At 67.1% G+C, this 20121-nt stretch carries 20 protein-coding genes; 13 read left to right on the top strand and 7 right to left on the bottom strand.

Features of this window, described 5'->3' with window-relative positions; translation table 11 throughout:
* Positions 1-29 precede the first annotated feature (29 nt).
* From larB to D3D02_RS03760, 3 genes are all read left to right on the top strand, one after another.
* Entirely contained in the window at positions 30-788 is a 759-nt protein-coding gene (gene larB, locus D3D02_RS03770) for a nickel pincer cofactor biosynthesis protein LarB (protein ID WP_121568645.1), read from the top strand.
* A gap of 495 nt (positions 789-1283) precedes the next feature.
* Entirely contained in the window at positions 1284-2135 is an 852-nt protein-coding gene (gene surE, locus D3D02_RS03765) for a 5'/3'-nucleotidase SurE (RefSeq protein WP_121568644.1), read from the top strand.
* A 43-nt stretch (positions 2136-2178) separates the two neighbouring features.
* Positions 2179-2430 carry a GIY-YIG nuclease family protein gene (locus tag D3D02_RS03760; RefSeq protein WP_121568643.1) on the top strand — a complete coding sequence of 84 codons (252 nt, stop codon included), beginning with the start codon at positions 2179-2181 and terminating at the stop codon, positions 2428-2430.
* Positions 2431-2474: 44 nt separating this feature from the next.
* Here D3D02_RS03760 and D3D02_RS03755 read toward each other — a convergent pair whose 3' ends face one another.
* Positions 2475-3020: an NADPH-dependent FMN reductase gene (locus D3D02_RS03755; RefSeq protein ID WP_121568642.1), complete on the bottom strand. Its 546-nt coding sequence runs from the start codon at positions 3018-3020 to the stop codon at positions 2475-2477.
* A gap of 132 nt (positions 3021-3152) precedes the next feature.
* On the opposite strand from D3D02_RS03755, the gene D3D02_RS03750 reads away from it, so the two are divergent.
* Entirely contained in the window at positions 3153-4526 is a 1374-nt protein-coding gene (locus tag D3D02_RS03750) for a phosphoglucomutase/phosphomannomutase family protein (protein WP_121568641.1), read from the top strand.
* Here D3D02_RS03750 and D3D02_RS03745 read toward each other — a convergent pair.
* Both D3D02_RS03745 and D3D02_RS03740 read right to left on the bottom strand, forming a co-directional pair.
* Positions 4519-5148, bottom strand: coding sequence for a GNAT family N-acetyltransferase (locus tag D3D02_RS03745; protein ID WP_233560575.1), 630 nt, complete (start codon positions 5146-5148; stop codon positions 4519-4521). The two genes, D3D02_RS03750 and D3D02_RS03745, sit on opposite strands and share 8 nt — an antisense overlap.
* Positions 5149-5214: 66 nt before the next feature.
* Positions 5215-5415: a ubiquitin-like small modifier protein 2 gene (locus D3D02_RS03740; protein ID WP_121568640.1), complete on the bottom strand. Its 201-nt coding sequence runs from the start codon at positions 5413-5415 to the stop codon at positions 5215-5217.
* Between the two features lie 125 nt (positions 5416-5540).
* On the opposite strand from D3D02_RS03740, the gene D3D02_RS03735 reads away from it, so the two are divergent.
* The 5 genes from D3D02_RS03735 (at position 5541) to D3D02_RS03715 (ending at position 11830) form a co-directional block, all read left to right on the top strand.
* A complete protein-coding gene (locus D3D02_RS03735) occupies positions 5541-6521 on the top strand; it encodes a replication factor C small subunit (protein ID WP_121568639.1) in 981 nt (326 codons plus the stop codon).
* A 103-nt stretch (positions 6522-6624) separates the two neighbouring features.
* Positions 6625-9393 (top strand): alanine--tRNA ligase, encoded by a 2769-nt coding sequence (gene alaS / locus D3D02_RS03730; RefSeq protein WP_121568638.1) that lies wholly within the window; start codon positions 6625-6627, stop codon positions 9391-9393.
* 83 nt (positions 9394-9476) lie between these two features.
* A complete protein-coding gene (locus tag D3D02_RS03725) occupies positions 9477-10064 on the top strand; it encodes a hypothetical protein (RefSeq protein ID WP_121568637.1) in 588 nt (195 codons plus the stop codon).
* Between the two features lie 89 nt (positions 10065-10153).
* Entirely contained in the window at positions 10154-10924 is a 771-nt protein-coding gene (locus D3D02_RS03720; RefSeq protein ID WP_121568636.1) for an alpha/beta fold hydrolase, read from the top strand.
* A gap of 192 nt (positions 10925-11116) precedes the next feature.
* Entirely contained in the window at positions 11117-11830 is a 714-nt protein-coding gene (locus D3D02_RS03715; protein WP_121568818.1) for a type 1 glutamine amidotransferase, read from the top strand.
* Between the two features lie 5 nt (positions 11831-11835).
* Here D3D02_RS03715 and D3D02_RS03710 read toward each other — a convergent pair whose 3' ends face one another.
* Positions 11836-12321 (bottom strand): cupin domain-containing protein, encoded by a 486-nt coding sequence (locus tag D3D02_RS03710; protein WP_121568635.1) that lies wholly within the window; start codon positions 12319-12321, stop codon positions 11836-11838.
* A 96-nt stretch (positions 12322-12417) separates the two neighbouring features.
* On the opposite strand from D3D02_RS03710, the gene D3D02_RS03705 reads away from it, so the two are divergent.
* A complete protein-coding gene (locus tag D3D02_RS03705) occupies positions 12418-12738 on the top strand; it encodes a ferredoxin family protein (protein WP_121568634.1) in 321 nt (106 codons plus the stop codon).
* 160 nt (positions 12739-12898) lie between these two features.
* Complete coding sequence (locus tag D3D02_RS03700) at positions 12899-13351, top strand: ferritin-like domain-containing protein (protein ID WP_121568633.1); 453 nt, start codon at positions 12899-12901, stop codon at positions 13349-13351.
* Positions 13352-13427: 76 nt separating this feature from the next.
* Here D3D02_RS03700 and D3D02_RS03695 read toward each other — a convergent pair whose 3' ends face one another.
* From D3D02_RS03695 to D3D02_RS03685, 3 genes are all read right to left on the bottom strand, one after another.
* A complete protein-coding gene (locus tag D3D02_RS03695; protein WP_121568632.1) occupies positions 13428-14144 on the bottom strand; it encodes an energy-coupling factor transporter transmembrane protein EcfT in 717 nt (238 codons plus the stop codon).
* On the bottom strand, positions 14138-14896 hold the full coding sequence (locus D3D02_RS03690) for an energy-coupling factor ABC transporter ATP-binding protein (protein WP_121568631.1): 759 nt from the start codon (positions 14894-14896) through the stop codon (positions 14138-14140). The genes D3D02_RS03695 and D3D02_RS03690 overlap by 7 nt, the downstream gene beginning before the upstream one ends.
* Before the next feature lie 67 nt (positions 14897-14963).
* Positions 14964-15545, bottom strand: coding sequence for a biotin transporter BioY (locus D3D02_RS03685; protein WP_121568630.1), 582 nt, complete (start codon positions 15543-15545; stop codon positions 14964-14966).
* A gap of 85 nt (positions 15546-15630) precedes the next feature.
* Between D3D02_RS03685 and D3D02_RS03680 the strand changes: the two genes are divergently transcribed.
* Together D3D02_RS03680 and D3D02_RS03675 are read left to right on the top strand one after the other, a co-directional pair.
* Positions 15631-16344 (top strand): conditioned medium-induced protein 4, encoded by a 714-nt coding sequence (locus tag D3D02_RS03680; RefSeq protein ID WP_121568629.1) that lies wholly within the window; start codon positions 15631-15633, stop codon positions 16342-16344.
* Between the two features lie 93 nt (positions 16345-16437).
* Positions 16438-20121: an LAGLIDADG family homing endonuclease gene (locus D3D02_RS03675; protein ID WP_121568628.1), complete on the top strand. Its 3684-nt coding sequence runs from the start codon at positions 16438-16440 to the stop codon at positions 20119-20121.

Genomic DNA, 20121 nt, shown 5'->3' with positions numbered 1-20121 from the left:
ACGTGACGCTCACTCCCGGAGTGGTTCGTATGCGCGAAGTACTGGAAGCCGTCGCGGCGGGCGACCTCTCGCCGACGGAGGCCGAGGCGCAGTTGGCGGGGTACGTCACCACCGATGCGGGTCGATTCGACGCCGCTCGTGAGCAGCGACGCGGCGCGCCCGAGGGCATCCTCGCCGAGGGGAAGACACCGGCGGAGGTTGCCGTGCTCGCGGCTGCCGCCCTCGATTCGACCGGCCGGGCGCTCATCACGCGTGTCTCCGAGGACCACGTCGTCGCCGTCGCCGAGGAGGTCGACGCTTCGATCGACCTGTCGCACGACGAGCGCGCGCGAACGCTGGTCGCACAACGGTCCGACTTCGACCCGCCGACGCTCGATGCGACGGTCGGGCTCGTCACCGGCGGGACGGCGGACGCGGCGGTGGCCGGCGAAGCGGCGACCGTCCTCGACGCGATGGGAGCAACCGTCGAACGCGTCGACGACGTCGGCGTGGCGCACCTCGGCCGTATCCTCGATCACCTCGACGTGCTCCGCGCGGCCGACGTCCTCGTCGTCGCCGCCGGACGCGAAGGCGCGCTTCCGACCGTCGTGGCTGGCCTCGTCGACACGCCGGTTATCGGACTCCCCGTCTCGACCGGCTACGGCCACGGCGGCGACGGGGGCGCGGCGCTCTCGGGGATGTTGCAGTCCTGTACGGTCCTCTCGGTCGTGAACGTCGATGCTGGCTTCGTCGCCGGGACGCAGGCGGGCCTCGTCGCTCGCGCCGTCAGTGACGCCCGCTCGCAGTGAAGTCCAGTACGGCGAGGTCTTCGACCGCGAGCCCGCTTCCGACCTGTGTCACAAACCCCCAAACAAACGGTCGATTTTGTGGCCCATTTCTGGACGTTCTGCACTCTCGCGCGCGTGCGCGGGAAGCCATATATGCCGTGCGCTCGTAGCGCAGATACCGGCAATGGTGGCTGCCGGACACACGCATGCCAAGTTGTGACCACTGCGGGTCACACGTCTCCGATCGCTTCGCACGCGTGTTCGCCGACGAGTACGGGCGACTCCTCGCCTGTCCAAACTGCTCGGCGAACGCGGGTATCGCGGAGGTCGCGCGACGTCGAACCCGCACAGCGTGACCACTGAAGCGGAAATAGACCACCACGCGAAGCCGTACTCCGTATCTATCGGACGGCTGAACCCCCGTCCGATCACAATTCCTACGTCCCCGAGAGCGACAGCGTTCGCTCGACAGCGGGACCGGAAGGGCTACTTGGCTCTCCACGAACGTTCTCTGCAATGAGTGAGGGCCCCCAGATCCTGTTGACGAACGACGACGGCATCGACGCGCCGGGCATCGCCACGCTCCGAACCGAACTCACCGCCCTCGGCGACGTCACCGTCGTCGCGCCGGACGGCAATCAGAGCGGTGTCGGACGGACGCGGAGCCACACCGCCGTCATCCGCGATCACCCGTGGGGCTACGCGCTCTCGGGTACGCCGGCAGACTGCGTCGCCTACGGCCTTCGCGGCCTGGAGACGGACTTCGACGTCGTCGTCTCCGGCGTCAATAACGGGCCGAACGCCGGCAACTACGTCGTCGGCCGCTCCGGGACGGTCGGCGCGGGTATCGAAGCGGCGTTCCTCGGCACCCCCGCGCTCGCCATCTCGGCGTATCACTCGACGGACTTCTTCCTCTCGCCGCCCGAGGAGTACGACTTCGCGCGCCCGGCACGGATCGCGCGGCGACTCGTCGCCCGAGCGCTCGAATCCGGCGTCTACGACGACGTCGACCTGCTGAACGTCAACGCCCCGGTGGACGCCTCCTCGCCGCCGGTCATCCTCACTGAGCCGCACCACGACTACGAGCAGGAGGTCGAACCGGCCGACCCGGTGGACGTCGACGACCACGAGGGCCAACTGACCGAGGACGAACGCCTCGTCCGTCTCCACGACCGGACGTGGCCCGGCGTCGTCGGCTGGGAGAGCCCGTTCCCGCCGACCGACGAGCACCGACAGCGCTACCCCGTCGGCAGCGATCGCCGGGCACTCGTCGACGCCTCGGTCAGCGTCTCGCCGCTCGCGGTGAGTCACGCCTCGCCCGACAGCGCCGCGCTCGCGGACGTCGTCGAGACGATCGACGTCGAGTGACCTCGCACCCGCCGCTCTCGCCACCCAACGTGTGCTGTCGACGATGACTGACGACCACTACGTCTACGTCTTGGAGTGTGCCGACGGCTCGCTGTACACGGGCTACACGACCGACGTCGAGCGCCGCGTCGCCGAACACGACGCCGGCGAGGGCGCGAAGTACACGCGAGGACGGACGCCGGTCGACCTCGTCCACGTCGAGTCCTTCGCCTCGAAGTCGGCCGCGATGTCTCGCGAGTACGAGATCAAACAGCTCTCTCGCGCCCAGAAGGAGCGGCTGGTCGGGCTGGACTAATCGACACGTCGGGGTGGCTGAATCGGCGACGACGCTAGGTCGGACTACTCCGAGACGGCCTCGGGATGGAGTCGCCGCGCCTCGGCGACGACGGCCACGCCCAGTTCTTCCAGTCGGCGAGCGACGTCGACGTCGGTGAGCGTGTCGCCGTCGTACTTCTCGGAGGCGCGTCGGATCCCCACCTGTTCGGGCACCGTGTGACCGTAGACGCCGCGGATCGTGCTCCGCATATGTTCGAGCGTCGCGCCGTAGGAGCCGCCACCCGCGGTCGCGACGAGGCCGACGGCGGTGTCCCGGTACTCGTCTTTCGAACAGTAATCGTGGAAGTTGCGGAACGCCGACGAGTACGACCCGTGATAGACGGGTGAGCCGACGACGACGGCCTCGGCGTCGCGGACGATTCGCGTCAGGCGCGCGGAGTCGCCCTGCTCGTCGACGTCGGGATGATACAGCGGAAGGTCGACCGCCCCGAGGTCGAGCAGTTCCGTCTCTACGCCCTCCTGGCGGGCGGCTTCGAGCACCAATTCGAGCGACTTTCTGGTGTAACTCATCCTGCGCCGACTGCCGCAGACTGCGACGACCGAGATCATTGTACTCACTCCGGGACCGAGGGCGAAAAGCGCGGCGGGTGTCAGATGCGAGCCCGTCCGTCGGTCGGCCGTTCCGTCGTCCAAGTGGCCGCTTCGCCGCACCTTTTTGGTCGCTGACGAGGACGGACCGATATGGACGCGATCTCCTTCGGCACGGACGGGTGGCGCGCGACCCTCGACACGTTCACCGACGAGCGCGTGCGGATCGTCGGGCAGGCGGTCGCAGACTACCTCTCGGACGAGGGCTACGACGACCCCGTCTTCGTGGGCTACGACGCCAGAGCGACCTCGAAGGGGTTCGCCGATTCGCTCGCGGCGGTGTTGGCGGGTAACGGCTTCGACGTGCTCTTGCCGGAGCGCGACCGGCCGACGCCGCTCGTCGCCTACGCGATCGTCGACCGCGGGCTCTCGGGCGCGCTGATGGTGACGGCGTCGCACAATCCGCCGGAGTACAACGGCGTGAAGTTCATCCCCGACGACGGCGCGCCCGCGCTCCCCGAGGTGACCGACGCGGTCGCCGCGCGCCTCGCCGAACCGGACCTCCTCCCGGAATCCGAACACGGCACGATCGAGACGGTCGACGTCGTGACGCCGCACGCCGAGCACGCCCGCGAACTCGTCGACGCCGACCTCTCGGGGCTCACGGTCGTCCACGACGCGATGCACGGGTCGGGCCGCGGCGTCACCGACGAACTCCTCCGGTCGGCCGGAGCCGAGGTCGTCAGCATCCGCGACGAACGTGATCCCGACTTCGGCGGGACGCCGCCGGAACCGAGCGCGGAGAATCTCGAACCGCTCGTCGAGGCGGTCGACGCCCACGACGCGGACCTCGGCATCGCGAACGACGGCGACGCCGACCGCGTCGCGTTCGTGACGCCCGAGCGCGGCCACCTCGACGAGAACCTCTTTTACGCCGCCGCCTACGACTACCTCCTCGAATCCGACGCCGGCCCGGCGATCCGGACCGTCTCGACGACGTTCCTGATCGACCGGATCGCCGAGGCGCACGGCCAGGACGTGTTCGAGACCGCCGTCGGCTTCAAGTGGGTCGCGCAGGCGATGGCCGAGCACGACGCCCTCATCGGCGGTGAGGAGTCCGGCGGCTTCTCGATCCGCGGGCACATCCGCGAGAAAGACGGCGTCTTGATGAGCCTGCTCGGGGCCGCCGCCGCGAGCGAGGAGGCGATGGACGCCCGCGTCGACCGCCTGCTCACAGCCCACGGCGACATCGTCGCGGACAAGATCAGCCTCGACTGTCCCGACGCCGAGAAGCAGCGCGTCATCGACGACCTCGACGACGCCCTGCCCGAGCGGGTCGCCGACCGCGACATCGCCGACGTCGTGACGCTCGACGGCTTCAAACTCCTCCTGGAGGACGGGTCGTGGCTCCTCGTTCGGCCGTCCGGAACCGAGCCGAAGATGCGAATCTACGCCGAAGCGCAGAGCCGAGACCGCGCCGACGCGTTGCTGTCGGCGGGTCGGGAACTCGTCGCGCCGCTCATCTGAGCACGCCGCAGAGGCGGTCGTCGCGGCGGTCCTCCGCTCGGTCTGTCTCCTCGTCGTCGGTTCCCGCATCGGCCTCTCCGTCACTTCTTCCCGATTCGATTTCTCCGTCACTTCCCCCGCCGTCGACGATCTCGAACCCGATCGCGTCGTAAAACGGACGCACCTGCTCGTGGAAGCGTGCGACGAGCGGTCCGTCTGCTCGCTCGGCGGCGGCGTCGACGAGGTGGCTCCCGATCCCACGACCGCGGCGCGACCGGTGGACGGCGATCTGTTCGATCTCGGTCGGATCGGGGTCGTCCGCAGCGAGTGCTCGACTACACTTGCCTGCATCGTCTGCACTATCGACGCGAGCGAGCACGCAGACGCCGACGACCCGGTCGTCCGGTGCGTCAGCCCCGTCGTTCTCGGCGGTGTCGCCACTGTCGTCGACCCGGTCTGTGTCGGACGCTTCGGTCCGCTCTCGACCCTCTGCCCCGTGTTCGGTCACAGTGGCGACGAGGACGTCGCCCGCGGCGATTCGACGGCGCACCCGCTCGGGATCGATTTCGAGCATCGCGGCGTCGAGCAGGCGGACGACGTCGTCGGCGTCCGCCGGCGTCGCCTCGCGGACGGCGTGTGTCACGTCGGGGAATAGGCGGCGGGGGTTAAGATTACGTTCGAACGACGCGAGCATCCGGCTCTGGCCGGTTCACCCGCCTTTGATCAGTCGTAAGACCCGCACGTGGGCGGATTCGACCGGTTGGTCCTCCGGGACGGGTGTGCCGTCGACGATGACAGAGACCTCGTGGGGCGAGTAGCCGACCGCCCGGACGACGTCGGCGTACGTTTCGTCGTCGTCGACGTCGACTGCTTGCTCGCCCTCGCCGACGACTTCGACTGTCACGCGCATACGTCCCGTTCGGCGCTCGCGGGCTTGCCGGTTTCGTTCCGCGCGGTCGAAGTGCCCGGTGATGGACCGGGTGGACCGCGACGGAACGCGGGTGGTTTATGGGTCGGCGGATCCCTCTCACGCGTATGAGTGAGGCCGACTCGTCCGAGGACGTTCCGGCGGGGCGTGAGATCTGGATCGAAAAGTACCGGCCCGAGACTCTCGAGGATATTTACGGCCAAGAGGAGATCGTCGAACGGCTGCAGTCTTACGTCGCGCAGGACGATCTGCCACACCTGCTCTTTGCGGGTCCTGCGGGCATCGGCAAGACCACCTCGGCCACCGCAATCGCCCGCGCGATCTACGGCGACGACTGGCGGAACAACTTCCTCGAACTGAACGCCTCCGACGAGCGCGGGATCGACGTCGTCAGAGACCGCATCAAGAACTTCGCGCGGTCCTCCTTCGGCGGCTACGACTACCGGATTATCTTCCTCGACGAGGCCGACTCGCTGACAGACGACGCTCAGTCGGCCCTGCGCCGGACGATGGAGCAGTTCTCCGACAACACGCGCTTTATCCTCTCGTGTAACTACTCCTCGAAGATCATCGACCCGATCCAGTCGCGGTGTGCCGTCTTCCGGTTCTCGCCGCTCTCTGACGACGCCATCCGGCAGCAGGTCGAAGACATCGCCGAGACCGAGGGTATCGAGGTGACCGAGGACGGCCTCGACGCGCTCGTGTACGCTGCGGGCGGCGACATGCGCCGCGCGATCAACTCCCTGCAGGCGGCGGCGACGACGGGCGAGGTGGTCGACGAGGAGGCCGTCTATCTGATCACCTCGACCGCGCGTCCGGAGGACATCGAGGAGATGGTACAGGCCGCTATCGACGGCGACTTCGCGACCGCGCGCGGCCGCCTGGAGACGCTGCTCGTCGACACCGGGATGGCCGGCGGCGACATCATCGACCAGCTCCACCGCTCGGCGTGGGACTTCGACCTCGACGAGCGGACGACGATCCGCCTGATGGAACGGATCGGCGAGGCCGACTACCGAATCACTGCGGGCGCGAACGAACGGGTCCAACTGGAAGCGCTCTTGGCGTCGCTGGCGGCCGAAGAGTAGCCGCCTCGATTCCGCAGTTTTTCACCCGAAACCCCCCGTAGCCGTCCGCTCTGTCTCCTGCACCCGGAACTGTTTTACCCGGTCGTGGGTCAACTGACGGGTAATGAGTGAACTCGAAGCGGAGTATCGCCTCGATTACTTCGAGGAGGAGGGCTTCCACCGGAAGCAGTGTCCGGTGACGGGCGTCCACTTCTGGACGCGCGACCCCGACCGCGAGACGTGCGGTGAGCCGCCCGCGGACGACTACTCCTTCATCGACACCCCCGGCTTCGACGAGGAGTACTCCCTCGAAGAGATGCGCGAGAAGTTCCTCTCGTTCTTCGAGGAGCACGGCCACGAGCGTATCGAGCCGTACCCGGTTGCAGCCAACCGCTGGCGCGACGACGTGCTGCTCACCCAGGCGTCGATCTACGACTTCCAGCCGCTCGTCACGAGCGGGCAGACGCCGCCACCGGCGAACCCGCTGTGTATCTCCCAGCCCTGCATCCGGATGCAGGACATCGACAACGTCGGCAAGACGGGGCGTCACACGATGGCGTTCGAGATGATGGCCCACCACGCCTTCAACGCCCGCGAGGAGGCCGGCGACGAGTACGCCTACTCCGGCGAGGTCTACTGGAAGGACGAGACCGTCGAACTCTGTGACCAGTTCTTCGAGCACATGGGCGCCGACCTCGAAGAGATCACCTACATCGAGGACCCGTGGGTCGGCGGCGGCAACGCCGGACCGGCGTTCGAGGTCCTCTACCGCGGCGCGGAACTGGCCACGCTCGTCTTTATGTCGATGGAACAGGACGACGATGGCGAATACGAGATGAAAGACGGCAACCGGTACTCGCCGATGGACACCTACATCGTCGACACCGGCTACGGCCTCGAACGCTGGACGTGGGTCTCACAGGGGACGCCGACGGTCTACGAGGCCGTCTACCCCGACACCATCGACTTCCTCAAGGAGAACGCCGGGGTCTCGCTGACCGACGAGGAGGAGGAACTCGTCCATCGGGCGGCGAAGCTCTCGGGCTATCTCGACATCGACGAGGTCGACGACCTGACTGCGGCGCGCGCCGACGTCGCCGACGAACTCGACGTCGACGCCGACGAACTGACCGAACTGCTCGAACCGCTGGAGACGATCTACGCGATCGCCGACCACTGCCGGACGCTGGCGTATATGTTCGGCGACGAGATCGTCCCCTCGAACGTCGGGACGGGCTATCTCGCCCGGATGGTCCTCCGTCGGACGAAGCGCCTCGTCGACGACGTCGGCGTCGACGCGCCGCTCGACGAACTCGTCGATATGCAGGCCGAACGCCTCGGCTATGAGAACCGCGACACGGTCCGCGACATCGTCCGCACCGAGGAACGGAAGTACCGCGAGACGCTCGAACGCGGCCGTCGCAAGGTCGAGACGCTGGCGGCGGAGTACGCCGAGAAGGACGAGGCGATCCCCGTCGGAGAACTCATCGAACTGTACGACTCCCACGGGATCCAACCCGAGATGGTCGAGGAGATCGCGGCCGACCACGGCGCGTCCGTCGACGTCCCCGACGACTTCTACTCGCTGGTCGCCGACCGCCACGAGGGCGAGGGCGCGTCCCGTGCGGCCGCCGAACGCAGCGATCGCCTCGCGGACCTCCCCGAGACGGAGAAACTCTACTACGACGATCAAGAGCGCACGGAGTTCGAGGCGGTCGTCCTCGACGTCATCGAGCGCGAGGAGGGCTACGACGTCGTCCTCGATCAGACGATGTTCTACCCCGAAGGCGGCGGTCAGCCTGCCGACCACGGGACGATCTCGACCGACGACACCACCGTGCAGGTGACGGACGTGCAGATCCGCGACGGCGTCGTCCTCCACCGGGCCGACGGCAACCCCGGCAAAGGCGAGTTCGTCCGCGGACAACTCGACGTCGAACGTCGCCGTCGGTTGATGCGGCACCACACCGCGACGCACGTCATCGGGTACGCTGCCCGACAGGTGCTCGGCGAACACGTCCGACAGGCCGGCGCACAGAAGGGAACCGACCGCGCCCGGCTCGACGTCGCCCACTACGAGCGGATCACCCGCGAGGAGGTAAAGCAGATCGAGGCGGTCGCCAACGACGTCGTGATGCGAAATCTCTCGGTGAAACAGGACTGGCCCGACCGCCACGAGGCCGAAGAGGAGTACGGCTTCGACCTCTATCAGGGCGGGATCCCGCCGGGACAGAACATCCGCACGATCACCGTCGGCGACGACGTGCAGGCCTGTGGTGGGACGCACGTCGGCCGGACCGGCGACATCGGCGCGATCAAGATCCTCACCACCGAACCGGTTCAGGACGGCGTCGAACGCATCGTCTTCGCTGCCGGCGACGCCGCGATCGACGCCACTCAGCGCACCGAAGACGCGCTTTACGAGGCCGCCGACGTGCTGGACGTGACGCCCGAAGACGTCCCCGAGACGGCCGAGCGCTTCTTCACCGAGTGGAAGGAGCGCGGCAAGACGATCGACCGCCTGAAGACCGAACTCGCGGAGGCGCGCGCCGCCGCGGACGAGGGCGAGATCGAGATCGACGAGACGCCCGCCGTCGTCCAGCGCCTCGACGGCGACGCCGACGAACTGCGCGCGACGGCGAACGCCCTCGTCGAGGAGGGGAAGATCGCCGTGCTCGGCTCCGGGGCTGGCGGTAGCGCCCAGTTCGTCGTCGGCGTTCCGGACGACGTCGGCATCAACGCCGGGGAAGTCGTCGGCCGACTCGCGGCCGAAGTCGGCGGTGGCGGCGGCGGTCCGCCGGACTTCGCGCAGGGCGGCGGCCCGGACGTCGACGCCCTCGACGACGTGCTCGAACAGGCCCCCGAAATCCTCCGCGCCGTGCAGCGCGCGTAACTCGATCTCCGTTCGCTGCGAGACTTCCGGCAACGCCCTCGTTCGACGGAAGAGTTATCGACATATGTCGGCTAAGTAACATTGTGTCCTCGATAGAGGGTGCTGTATCCCAGATCGACGCCGCCCAAGCGGTCTTAGTACTGCGACCGCAGACGGCCGCCAGCGAGGACCCCACCTGCAAGCGCGCGCTCGTCGACGACCCCAGCGAGGTCGAACTCCTCGGTGTCTCGTTCTCCCAGCGACCCGCCCAGTGGTACGACGAGTGGTATGATGCGCTCGGCGCGGACCCAACCGCGGCCACGGTGATCACGACGCCCGAATTGGGTGACGACGATCTCGGCGATCGCGACCTCGGCGTCGAGACGGTTGCGACCCCGTCGAATCTCACCGGCGTCGGTGTCAAAACGACTCCATATCTGAACGAGTGGTCCAACGCCGTCGTGGCTGTCGAGTCGCTGACGGTACTCCTCCAGTATACGAGCCCACAGGTCGTCTACCGGTTCCTCCACGTGCTCACGACGCGGATACAGACGACCGGTTCGGCCGGACAGTTCTATCTCGACCCGACGATTCAGGACGACCAGACCGTCGACCTGCTCACAACGCTCTTCGACGTCGTCGTCGAGTGCGACGGCGGCGAGGACGACTGGACCGTTCGTCGCCGCGAGTAGCGACGCTGGGCAGACCATCGATCGCCCAGATCGCGGACCCGGCCGCACTGCTCCGAGACGCATAAACCGCGCCTCGCCGATTCTCGGGTATGCCCACGACCTCGAACGGCGGCGTCGACCTGTACTACGAGACGGCTGGCACGGGCGACACCGTCGCGTTCGTCGGCGACATCGGCTACGGCGCGTGGCAGTGGGGCTGGCAACACGCGGCCGTCGCCGGTCCCTACGAGAGCCTCGTCGCGGACCTCCGCGGTGCCGGCCGCTCGGCTGCCCCGTCTGGTCCGTACACCGTCGAAGATCTCAGCGACGACCTCACGACGATCCTCTCGGACGCAGGCGTCCGCTCCGCGCACGTGGTCGGTGCGGGCCTCGGCGGGATGGTCGCGCTTCACACGGCTCTGGACACCTCGCGCGTAGACAGCCTCACTCTCGTCGGCACCGCCGCTCGCGGCGACGGCCTCGATCTCGAACCGCTGTGGGGCGCACCCGACGACGAGGCCGACCTCGAACGCTCGCTCGCCGCCGGGCTCTCCGAGCAGTTCGTCGACGCCCACCCCGACGCCGTCGAGCAGATGGTCGGCTGGCGCGCCGCGGAAGACGCGAGTCGCCGCGCCTGGGAGGCACAGGCGGCCGCCGTCGCCGACTTCGACGTCTCGGAGCAGCTCTACGAGATCACCGTCCCGTCGCTCGTCGTCCACGGGAGCGCGGACGCGACCTGGCCGTCCGCCCGGGCCGAAGCGCTCGCGACGGGGCTCCCGCGCGGTTCGTACCGCGAGATCGACGGGGCGGGGCACCTCGTTCACGTGGAGGCGTCTCGCCGCGTCAACGACGACCTCCTCGGCTTCCTCGCCGACATCTGATACTGTCGGACAGAACGATGTGAAGCGTATCGGCACCCCAAGGGGGCCAAAACGAGTCACGGACTTCTGTCCGACAGTATGAGCCGCTCTTTCGCCGCTGCAAGGTTTTCCACAGCGACTCGCCGTCCGCGAGACCGGCAGGACCCACCACGGGCGCAAGGCCTTTTTCGCCCCGTTGCCTTCGAGATGACGATGAGAGAGGGGAGCGACCGACTTCGATTTGCCCTGCTGGACGCGTCCCACGGCGACGAGCACACGCCGCGGAACTTCCGCCGCGAACTCGATGCCGACCTCGTCGAGTTCGACGTGACGCAACACGAGCGGCCGGCGCACTTCGGCTTCGACGCCGTCGTCGTCACCGGGTCGCGCTCGTCGGTCTACTGGGACCGCGACTGGATCCGGCCGCTGATCGAGTACGTCGCGGCCGCCGACGAGCACAGCGTTCCGATCCTCGGCGTCTGTTACGGCCACCAGGTCCTCGCGTCGGCGCTGGGCGGCCGCGTCGAGGATATGGGCGAGTACGAGATCGGCTACCGCGAGATCCGACAGACGAGCGACGACGATCTGTTCGAGAGCGTCCCCGAGTCGTTCACCGCGTTCACGTCCCACTCGGACGCCGTCACGGAACTCCCGCCGGGTGCGGACCTGCTCGCCGAGAACGACTACGGAGTGCACGCCTTCCGGCGCGGCGACGCCTGGGGCGTCCAGTTCCATCCGGAGTACGACCCCGAGACGGCGACCGCCATCACGAAAGAGAAGGACCTCTCCGAAGAGCGCCTGCAGGCGGTTTTGGACGGCATCACCGCCGAGAACTACGACGCGGCCTGCCAGACGAAGCGGCTCTTCGAGAACTTCACCGCGTACGTCCGTCGCGCGCGCCGGACCCGCGAACCGGCGACGCAGTAACCAGACTAGGATTCGCCCTCCCAGTAGTCGACGTCGTCCTCGCGGCGGAAGTACCCCGAGACGACGCGCTCGTCTTTGTCGCCGCCGGGCGGCGCGCCGGCGTACACGCCGATCTTCCCCGAGTCTGGATAGACCGTCACGTCCGGATCCTGCATCGTCGACACCGCGAGAAAGCGGAGCGGCTCCGTCCCGTCGTTGTAGAAGCGGTGCGCGCCGTCGGGGTCGGCCGGGAACGCGCAGTAGTCTCCCGACTCGACGCGCGTCTCTCCGTCGGGCGTCCTGAGCAGCCCGGTCCCCGACAACACGTACACGGCCTCCGCGTTCCCGGTGTGGAAGTGATACGGCCACGAGGCGGCCTCCGGCGGGAGTTCGTAGAGACTCGCCCCGATGTCGTCGACGTCGGTTTCGGCGCCGAGGGTCTTCCGCCGGAAGTGCGTCTCCCCGCGCTCGACGTCGGTCCACTCGAGTTCACGTTCGTTGACGTGTCTCATAGCGGGACTCGTGCGGCGTGGATCTTAATATCCAGGTTCGACCCCGCTGTCGGCTTACCGACGGTGTTTTTGCTCTCTCGCAAGTAGGCAACCCTAATGGGAATCGATCCGAACTTCGACAGCAACCGCGAGAAGGTCGGCGAGGAGAACGGCGTCGACGTGTGGGGACCGGTCGATCCGCCGGAGAAACTGGGGATCCACGGGATGCACGTCGCGGTCGATTACGACCTCTGTGTCGCCGACGGCGCGTGTCTGGAGAACTGTCCGGTCGACGTGTTCACGTGGGTCGATACGCCCGGCCACCCCGAGTCCGAGCAGAAAGTCGAACCGACGCGCGAGGATCAGTGCATCGACTGTATGCTCTGTGTCGACATCTGCCCGGTCGACGCCATCGACGTCGACGGATCGCGCGTCTGATCGGGATATCGTACGTCTCCATAGGTCTCTCGCCGGACGATACGGCAAGAATATCCGACAGTTACGATATTCCCTATGACCTGCGCCGTCGCACACCCGACCCGTCTCACCTCTCCTCGCCGACAGTATCTTGTCGCCGGCCGTCGAACGACCGGACGTTATGTCAGACGAGGTTACCCGGCTGTTGAAGAAGGCCTATCAGGACGAGATCGAGACCGTGATGAACTATCTGTCGAACTCGATCGTCCTCGACGGCGTCCGCGCAGAGGAGATCAAAGAGTCACTCCAGCAGGACATCCAGGAGGAGCTCACTCACGCCGAGCAACTGGGGAACCGACTCAAGCAACTCGACGAGCAGCCCCCGGGATCCGCCGAGTTCGAGGCGAACCAGATGAGCCTCCAGCCGCCCCAGGACAGCACCGACGTCCTCTCGGTCGTCGAGGGCGTTCTCGACGCCGAAGAGGACGCAATCGAGACCTACCGTGCCCTCATCGACGCCGCCGAGGAAGCCAACGACCCCGTGACGGAGGATCTCGCGGTGACGCTCCTCGCCGACGAGGAGGCCCACCGCACGGAGTTCCGGGGCTTCGAGAAGGAGTATCTGCAGGCGTAACTGACCGATCGAGTCGGCAGGTCCGAACACGTCCCTGTTTTTGCAGCGGTGTCTCTCTTATCCGACGCACGACCGATCACAGCAACGCTGCCCCGACGAGTGCGGCGACGACGACGAATCCGAGCGCGTCCGCCCGCCCGAATCGAAGCGCCGGAAGCGTCGGATTCCACGCGAAACAGCGCGCCCGAAGCGCGAGCGCGAGCCGGTCGGCACGGGCGAACGCTCGCCGGATGCCGGCAGCCCCGACGAGTCGCATCCGGTCACGCAACGGACGCTCGTCGCCCAACCGCGCCGTCGAGGCCTCGCGGACGCGCCGAAGGTCCGCACGCAAGAGCGGGAAGAACCGGAATACGAGCGCGACGCCGACGCCCAGGAGGCGGCCGACGCGACCCGGCACGAGCCGCTGGATCGCCGCGCGAGAGTCCCGAACGGGCGTCGTGTGGAGGTACACGGCCGAGACGAATAGGATGAGGAGCACCCGATAGCTCGCTAGCAACGGGTCGACCGCCGCGTTCGGCTCGATCCCAGCCGAAAGCGCGCTGACGTCGATATTCACTGCGGCGATCAGCGGCCCCGCAGCCAGAAACGGGAGCGCGGGGAGGTAGCCGCGGATGGCGCGCGCAGGCGACAGCCGCCCGGCCGCGAGAAACGCGGCTGTGAGGACGGTGAGCACGGCGAGTCCCCGCGGCGTCGTGTGTGCGAACGCCGCGGCCGCGAACGCCGCCTGTGCGAGCAGTTTCGTCCGCGGATCGAGTCGATGAGCGAGCGAGCCGCCGGGGTGGTAGGTCAGCATCGGCGCTGGGGTGCCTGGTGGTTGGCGCTCGGCCGCTCGGCGTTCGCTGCGCCCTCGGGCACGCGGACGTCGTGCTCGGGTAGCGACGCGAGGGCGCCAGCGGGAGCGTCGTCGACGACGACGCGACCATCAGCCATCGCGACCACGCGGTCCGCCAGCCCGAGCACGTCGCGGAGGTCGTGGGTGACGATCACGACGCCCGTTCCCGAGTCGGTGAGCGTCCGAAGTCGGTCGAGCACGGACTCGCGAGCCGGTGCATCGAGGCCGGTGAACGGCTCGTCGAGGACGAGATGGTCCGGCTCCATCGCGAGTGCGCCGGCGATGGCGACGCGCTCGCGCTCGCCGCCGGAGAGTTCGCCGACGCGCTCATCCTCGCGACCCTGCAGATTCACGGCCGCCAGCGCGTCCTCGACGCGGCGATCGATCTCCGCGCGCGAGAGGCCGAGGTTCTCCGGTCCGAAGGCGACGTCCGCGCCGATCGTGGCCGCGACGAGTTGATCTCGGGGGTCCTGAAACACCATCCCGACGGCGGCCCGGGCGGCGACGAGGTCGTCGCTCACTGGACGGCCGTTCACTTCCACGATCCCCTCGTTCGGTTCCAACAGACCGTTGAAGTGGCGGACCAGCGTCGTCTTCCCGGACCCGTTCGCGCCCGCCAGCACGACGCACTCGCCGTCCGGGATCGTGATCGAGACGTCGTCGACGGCGACGACGTCCCCGTAGCGGTGGTGGAGTCCGTCAGTGCGGATCATCGTTTGCTGCGGGTCATCGTTTGCTGCGGGTCACTGCCCGTCGAATCTCGGCGTCTTCCATCGCGATTCAGGCCGCTGCGGCGGCGTCACTGCGGACGACGCCGACGGCCGCGGCGATCTTCACGGCCTCGAAGGGGACGAACGCGAGCGCGCTCACGGTGAACGCCTCCACGAGACCGACGTTCTGGACGACGGCGAAGCCGACGGTCCCGAGCGCGTAGATGACGACCGTCCCCGCCAGCATTCCGGCGACGAGACGGGTCGTGGCGACCACTTCGGGGTCGTCGAGGCCGTCGAATCCGTGGACGACGGCGCCAATGAGCGCCGCGGCGATCGGGTACGACCAGAGGTAGCCCGCGGTGTAGCCAACCAGGGGGCCGATTCCGGCCGAGCCGCCGGCGAAGACCGGCGCGCCGGCAGCCCCGGCGGCGAGATAGAACACGATCGATACGCCGCCCCAGACCGGTCCGAGGAAGACTCCGGCGAGAAAGACGCCGAGGACCTGGAGACTCACTGGGACGGGCGAGATCGGATTCGGAAACGATACGTACGCGAACGCGCCGGTGAGCGCCGCGAACAACGCCGCCCGCGCGACGTTGCCGACGACGTCCTCGCCGACGAGTTCGACTGATTCCGTCTCTGCTGCCATACCCGCCACTGTCTCGTAAACCTGTATGAAAGATTCGGTTTACGACGCCACGCTTTAGTACGCCGGCCGCTCTTAGGAACGCCTGATGAACGATAAGACGGCCGAACTCCGGGACATCTTCGTGGAGACGACTGGCGAGGAGAGCGTGACCGAGTCGCAGTCGGATTCACGGGGCTCCCTCTCGTCGACGGCCGACGACGCGACCGTCGCGGAGCGACTCGCGGAGTTGGTCACGGCGATGCGCGAGCGCTACGACTTCGCGTCGTCGCTGTCGGACGCGGACCTCCGCCGCGTCGTTCGTGGCTTCTTCGACCCCGACGCGGTGGGTGCAGACGCCGACTCGTGGTCGTCGGCCGCCGACGCCGCGCTCGCGGAGTCGCTGTCGGCGGACGTCGACGCCGACGAGGTGTTCCGCGCGCGGATGGACCTCCACCTCGTCGCCGACGCGGACCGCGCGGCGCCGTTTTCGTTCGATCGGTTGCGGAGCCTCCTTCAGCAGCGCTCCGCCGAGGCCGTCGACGACGACGCGGTGGCCGCCGAACTCGCGTCGGGGGCCGACGCCAAATCAGACGCTGACGCTGCGTCGGACGCGAACACCGACCTCGACGCCGAAACGGTCCGCCGCTACCGCCGCGTCGCCGAATCAGATCTCGCGTCTCGGCAGGTAAATCACCGCTTCCGCGACGCGTTCTCCGATCTGCTTACCGACGCCGACCTCTCGGCGCGACTCGCCGAAGACGCCCGTCGCGACGGCCTCGAAGAGGCGACCGAGGACATCGAAACCGACGTTTCGCTGTAGATTCTTCTTCCCGCGGGCCGTCGTCTTGGAATCCGATCACTTTCGCTCCGGGTGGCGAAGACTCTTACCCGATGAGAACCCTACTCCGGTGCGATGGCGCAGGCCCCCCAGGACTCACGCGACCTCACCGACCGGTTCATCCAGTTCTACCGCAAGTACTACCGCGACGAGATCGGCAAGCTCGCCCAGCAGTACCCGAACGAACAGCGGTCGCTGTACATCGACTACGAGGACCTCTACAAGTTCGATACGGAACTGGCCGAAGACTACAAGAAGAAACCCGACCAGATCCGCGAGTACGCCGAGGAGGCGCTCCGCCTCTACGACCTCCCGGCGGACGTCAAACTCGGCCGCGCGCACGTCCGGCTCGCGCACCTCCCGGAAACGGTCGACATCCGCAGCATTCGCGTTCACGACGATCATATCGGCCGGATGATCGCGGTCCAGGGGATCGTCCGCAAGGCGACCGACGTCCGACCGAAGATCACCGAGGCCGCTTTCGAGTGCCAGCGCTGCGGGACGATGACGTACATCCCGCAGTCCGACAGCGGCTTTCAGGAACCGCACGAGTGTCAGGGGTGTGAGCGCCAGGGGCCGTTCCACGTCGACTTCGACCAGTCCGAGTTCATCGACGCACAGAAGATCCGCGTCCAGGAGAGCCCCGAGGGCCTGCGGGGCGGCGAGACGCCACAGAGCATCGACATCGACCTCGAAGACGACGTCACCGGCGAAGTCACGGCCGGCGACCACGTCACCGTGACGGGTGTCCTTCACATCGAACAGCAGACCTCCGGCAACGAGAAGACACCCATCTTCGACCTCTATATGGACGGCGTCGCGGTCGAGATCGAAGACGAGGAGTTCGAGGATATGGACATCACCGACGAGGACGTCGCGGAGATCGTCGACCTCTCGAACGACCCCGACATCTACGAGAAGATGGTCGGCTCGGTCGCGCCCTCGATCTACGGCTACGAGCAAGAGAAACTCGCGATGATCCTCCAGCTCTTTTCGGGCGTGACCAAACACCTCCCCGACGGCTCGCGGATCCGCGGCGACCTCCATATGCTCTTGATCGGGGACCCTGGTACGGGGAAGTCCGCGATGCTCCAGTACATCCGGAACATCGCGCCCCGATCGGTGTACACCTCCGGGAAAGGCAGTTCGTCCGCCGGTCTCACGGCGGCCGCCGTCCGCGACGACTTCGGCGACGGCCAGCAGTGGACGCTCGAAGCCGGTGCGCTCGTGCTGGCGGACAAGGGGATCGCGGCTGTCGACGAGCTCGATAAGATGCGATCGGAGGACCGGAGTGCAATGCACGAAGCGCTGGAACAGCAGTCATACCATCCGAACTCGGAGGTTTTACTCTCAGACGGCCGTCGCGTCGAGATCGGTCCGCTCGTGGACTCGATGATGGACGAGCGCGAGGGGGACGTCGTCGACGGCGTCGACTGCGAGATCCTTCCGGTCGAGGACGTCGGCGTCCACACTGTCGATCTCGATACGAACGACACCGAGAAGACCTCGGTCGATCGCGTGAGCAGGCACGAAGCCCCAGAGGAGTTCGTTCGGGTGTCCTTCTCGAACGGTCGCTCGGTTCTCGTCACGCCCGAACATCCGATGTTCGTCGACGACGACGGAGCGGTCGGAACGGTCGATGCCGCGGCGATGTCTGTGGGCGATTTCGTCCCTGCGCCGCGAAAACTCCCGAACTCTGCAGCCCCACGGCCGCTCACTGACGAGGAGCACCGCGGCAAAGAGCGCGATGTCGACCTCCCGGACGAGATGTCGCCTGGCCTCGCGGAGCTGCTGGGGCTCTTGACGGCCGAAGGACACTCGTACTCCGGCGGTCGCACGCACGAAATCGGGTTCTCGAACCAAGACGACAGGCACCTCGATCGGGCAGCGCAGTTGATGGCCGACATCTTCGGTCTCGAAAGCACGGACGCGGTGAACGGTGCCGGGACCACGACGAAGCGATGGGTATCGACGAAACTGTACCGGTGGTTCGAGTCCAACTTCCCGGGCGTGATGCGGAAATCGAGGGACAAACGGATGCCGGACGCCGTCCTCGGTGCCTCCGAAGAAGAGATTCGCCGGTTCCTCGTCGGTGCGTTTGCGGGCGATGGCGGCGTCGAGAGTGAAGCGATGTCGTTTTCGACCGCCTCCGAAGGTCTCGCAGCGGATTACGCCGATGCGCTCGCGAAGCTTGGTATCGGGTCGCGAATTCACTATGATTCGGCCGAAGACGCCTGGGAGACGTACGTGATGGGCGACTCCACCGAACGGTTCGTGTCGGCGGTCGTCGATCCTGCCGACGACCGCTACGAGAAGGCCCAAGCGTTCGTCGAGCGGAGCAACGAGACCGAACGGCACCACGACGTTCTGCCGACGAGCGCAGCGCGAGAGATCAGATCGCTCAAACGACTGCTCGGTGTCTCCCTCGACGGTCGATTCCGCCCCGCACTCGACGAGGGCTACGGCGTCCAAATTAGCGCTGTTCAGGCAGAAATCGAGTCGCTCCGAGATCGCATCGAAACAATCCGAAACGGGCTCGATTCGGCAGCGACGCTCGCAGAAGCCAGAGATCGTATCGGCTGGTCCGGCAGACAGCTCGCCGAGCGGCTCCCGGACGCGACGACGAGCGCGGTCCACTACGCCGAAGACGGCGGCTACACCGCTGCGAGACGGGCATCGCTTCGCACAGGTGCCCTGGACGCGATCGCGGAGGCGCTCGACGAAGCGGACGAGCGGCTCGATGCCCTCGAATCGCGATGCGACCTCCGATACTACCGCGTGACCGACGTCGAGACTGTCTCGAACGAGGGGGAACACGCCTGTGAGTGGGTCTACGACGTGACCGTCGAACCGACGAACACGTTCGTGAGCAAGGGCGTCGTCCTCCACAACTCGATTTCGGTATCCAAGGCCGGCATCAACGCGACCCTGAAATCCCGGTGTTCGCTGCTCGGCGCGGCGAACCCGAAGTACGGCCGCTTCGACCAGTACGAGCCGATCGGCGAGCAGATCGACCTCGAACCCGCGCTCATCTCGCGGTTCGACCTGATCTTCACGGTGACGGACAACCCCGACCCCGAGAGCGACGCCGAACTCGCAGAGCACATCATCAACACGAACTACGCGGGCGAACTCCACACCCAGAAGTCGAAGGTGCCGAGTTCGGAGTTCACCGATGGGGAAGTCGCGGACGCGACCGAGGAAGTCACGCCCGTCATCGACGCCACACTCCTGCGGAAGTACATCGCCTACGCGAAGCGCAACTGCTACCCGACGATGACCGACGAAGCGAAGGAGGTCATCCGCGACTTCTACGTCGACTTCCGCGCGAAGGGGGCCGACGACGACGCGCCGGTGCCGGTGACGGCCCGGAAGCTCGAAGCGCTCGTCAGGCTCTCGGAGGCGTCGGCGCGGCTCAGACTCTCCGACACCGTCGAGCGAGAAGACGCGGTCCGCGTCACCGAAATCGTCGAGTCCTGCCTCCGCGACATCGGGATGGACCCCGAGACCGGCGAGTTCGACGCCGACATCGTCGAGACCGGGACCTCGAAGAATCAGCGCGACCGCATCAAGGACATCAAGCACCTCATCGAAGAACTCGAAGACGAGTACGAGGAGGGCGCGCCGGTCGACGAGGTCATCGAACGGGCAGGCGGCGATCTCGGACTCGAAGAGTCGAAGGCCGAAGACGAGATCGAGAACCTCAAGCGAAAGGGTGAGCTCTACGAACCGCGGCAGAACTACCTGCGGACGACGTAG

This window comes from Halobellus sp. Atlit-38R (assembly GCF_003665925.1).
Classification (GTDB): domain Archaea; phylum Halobacteriota; class Halobacteria; order Halobacteriales; family Haloferacaceae; genus Haloquadratum; species Haloquadratum inordinatus.
The sequence above is the reverse complement of the archived record's forward strand: the minus strand, read 5'-3'. Positions and strand labels throughout refer to the sequence as shown.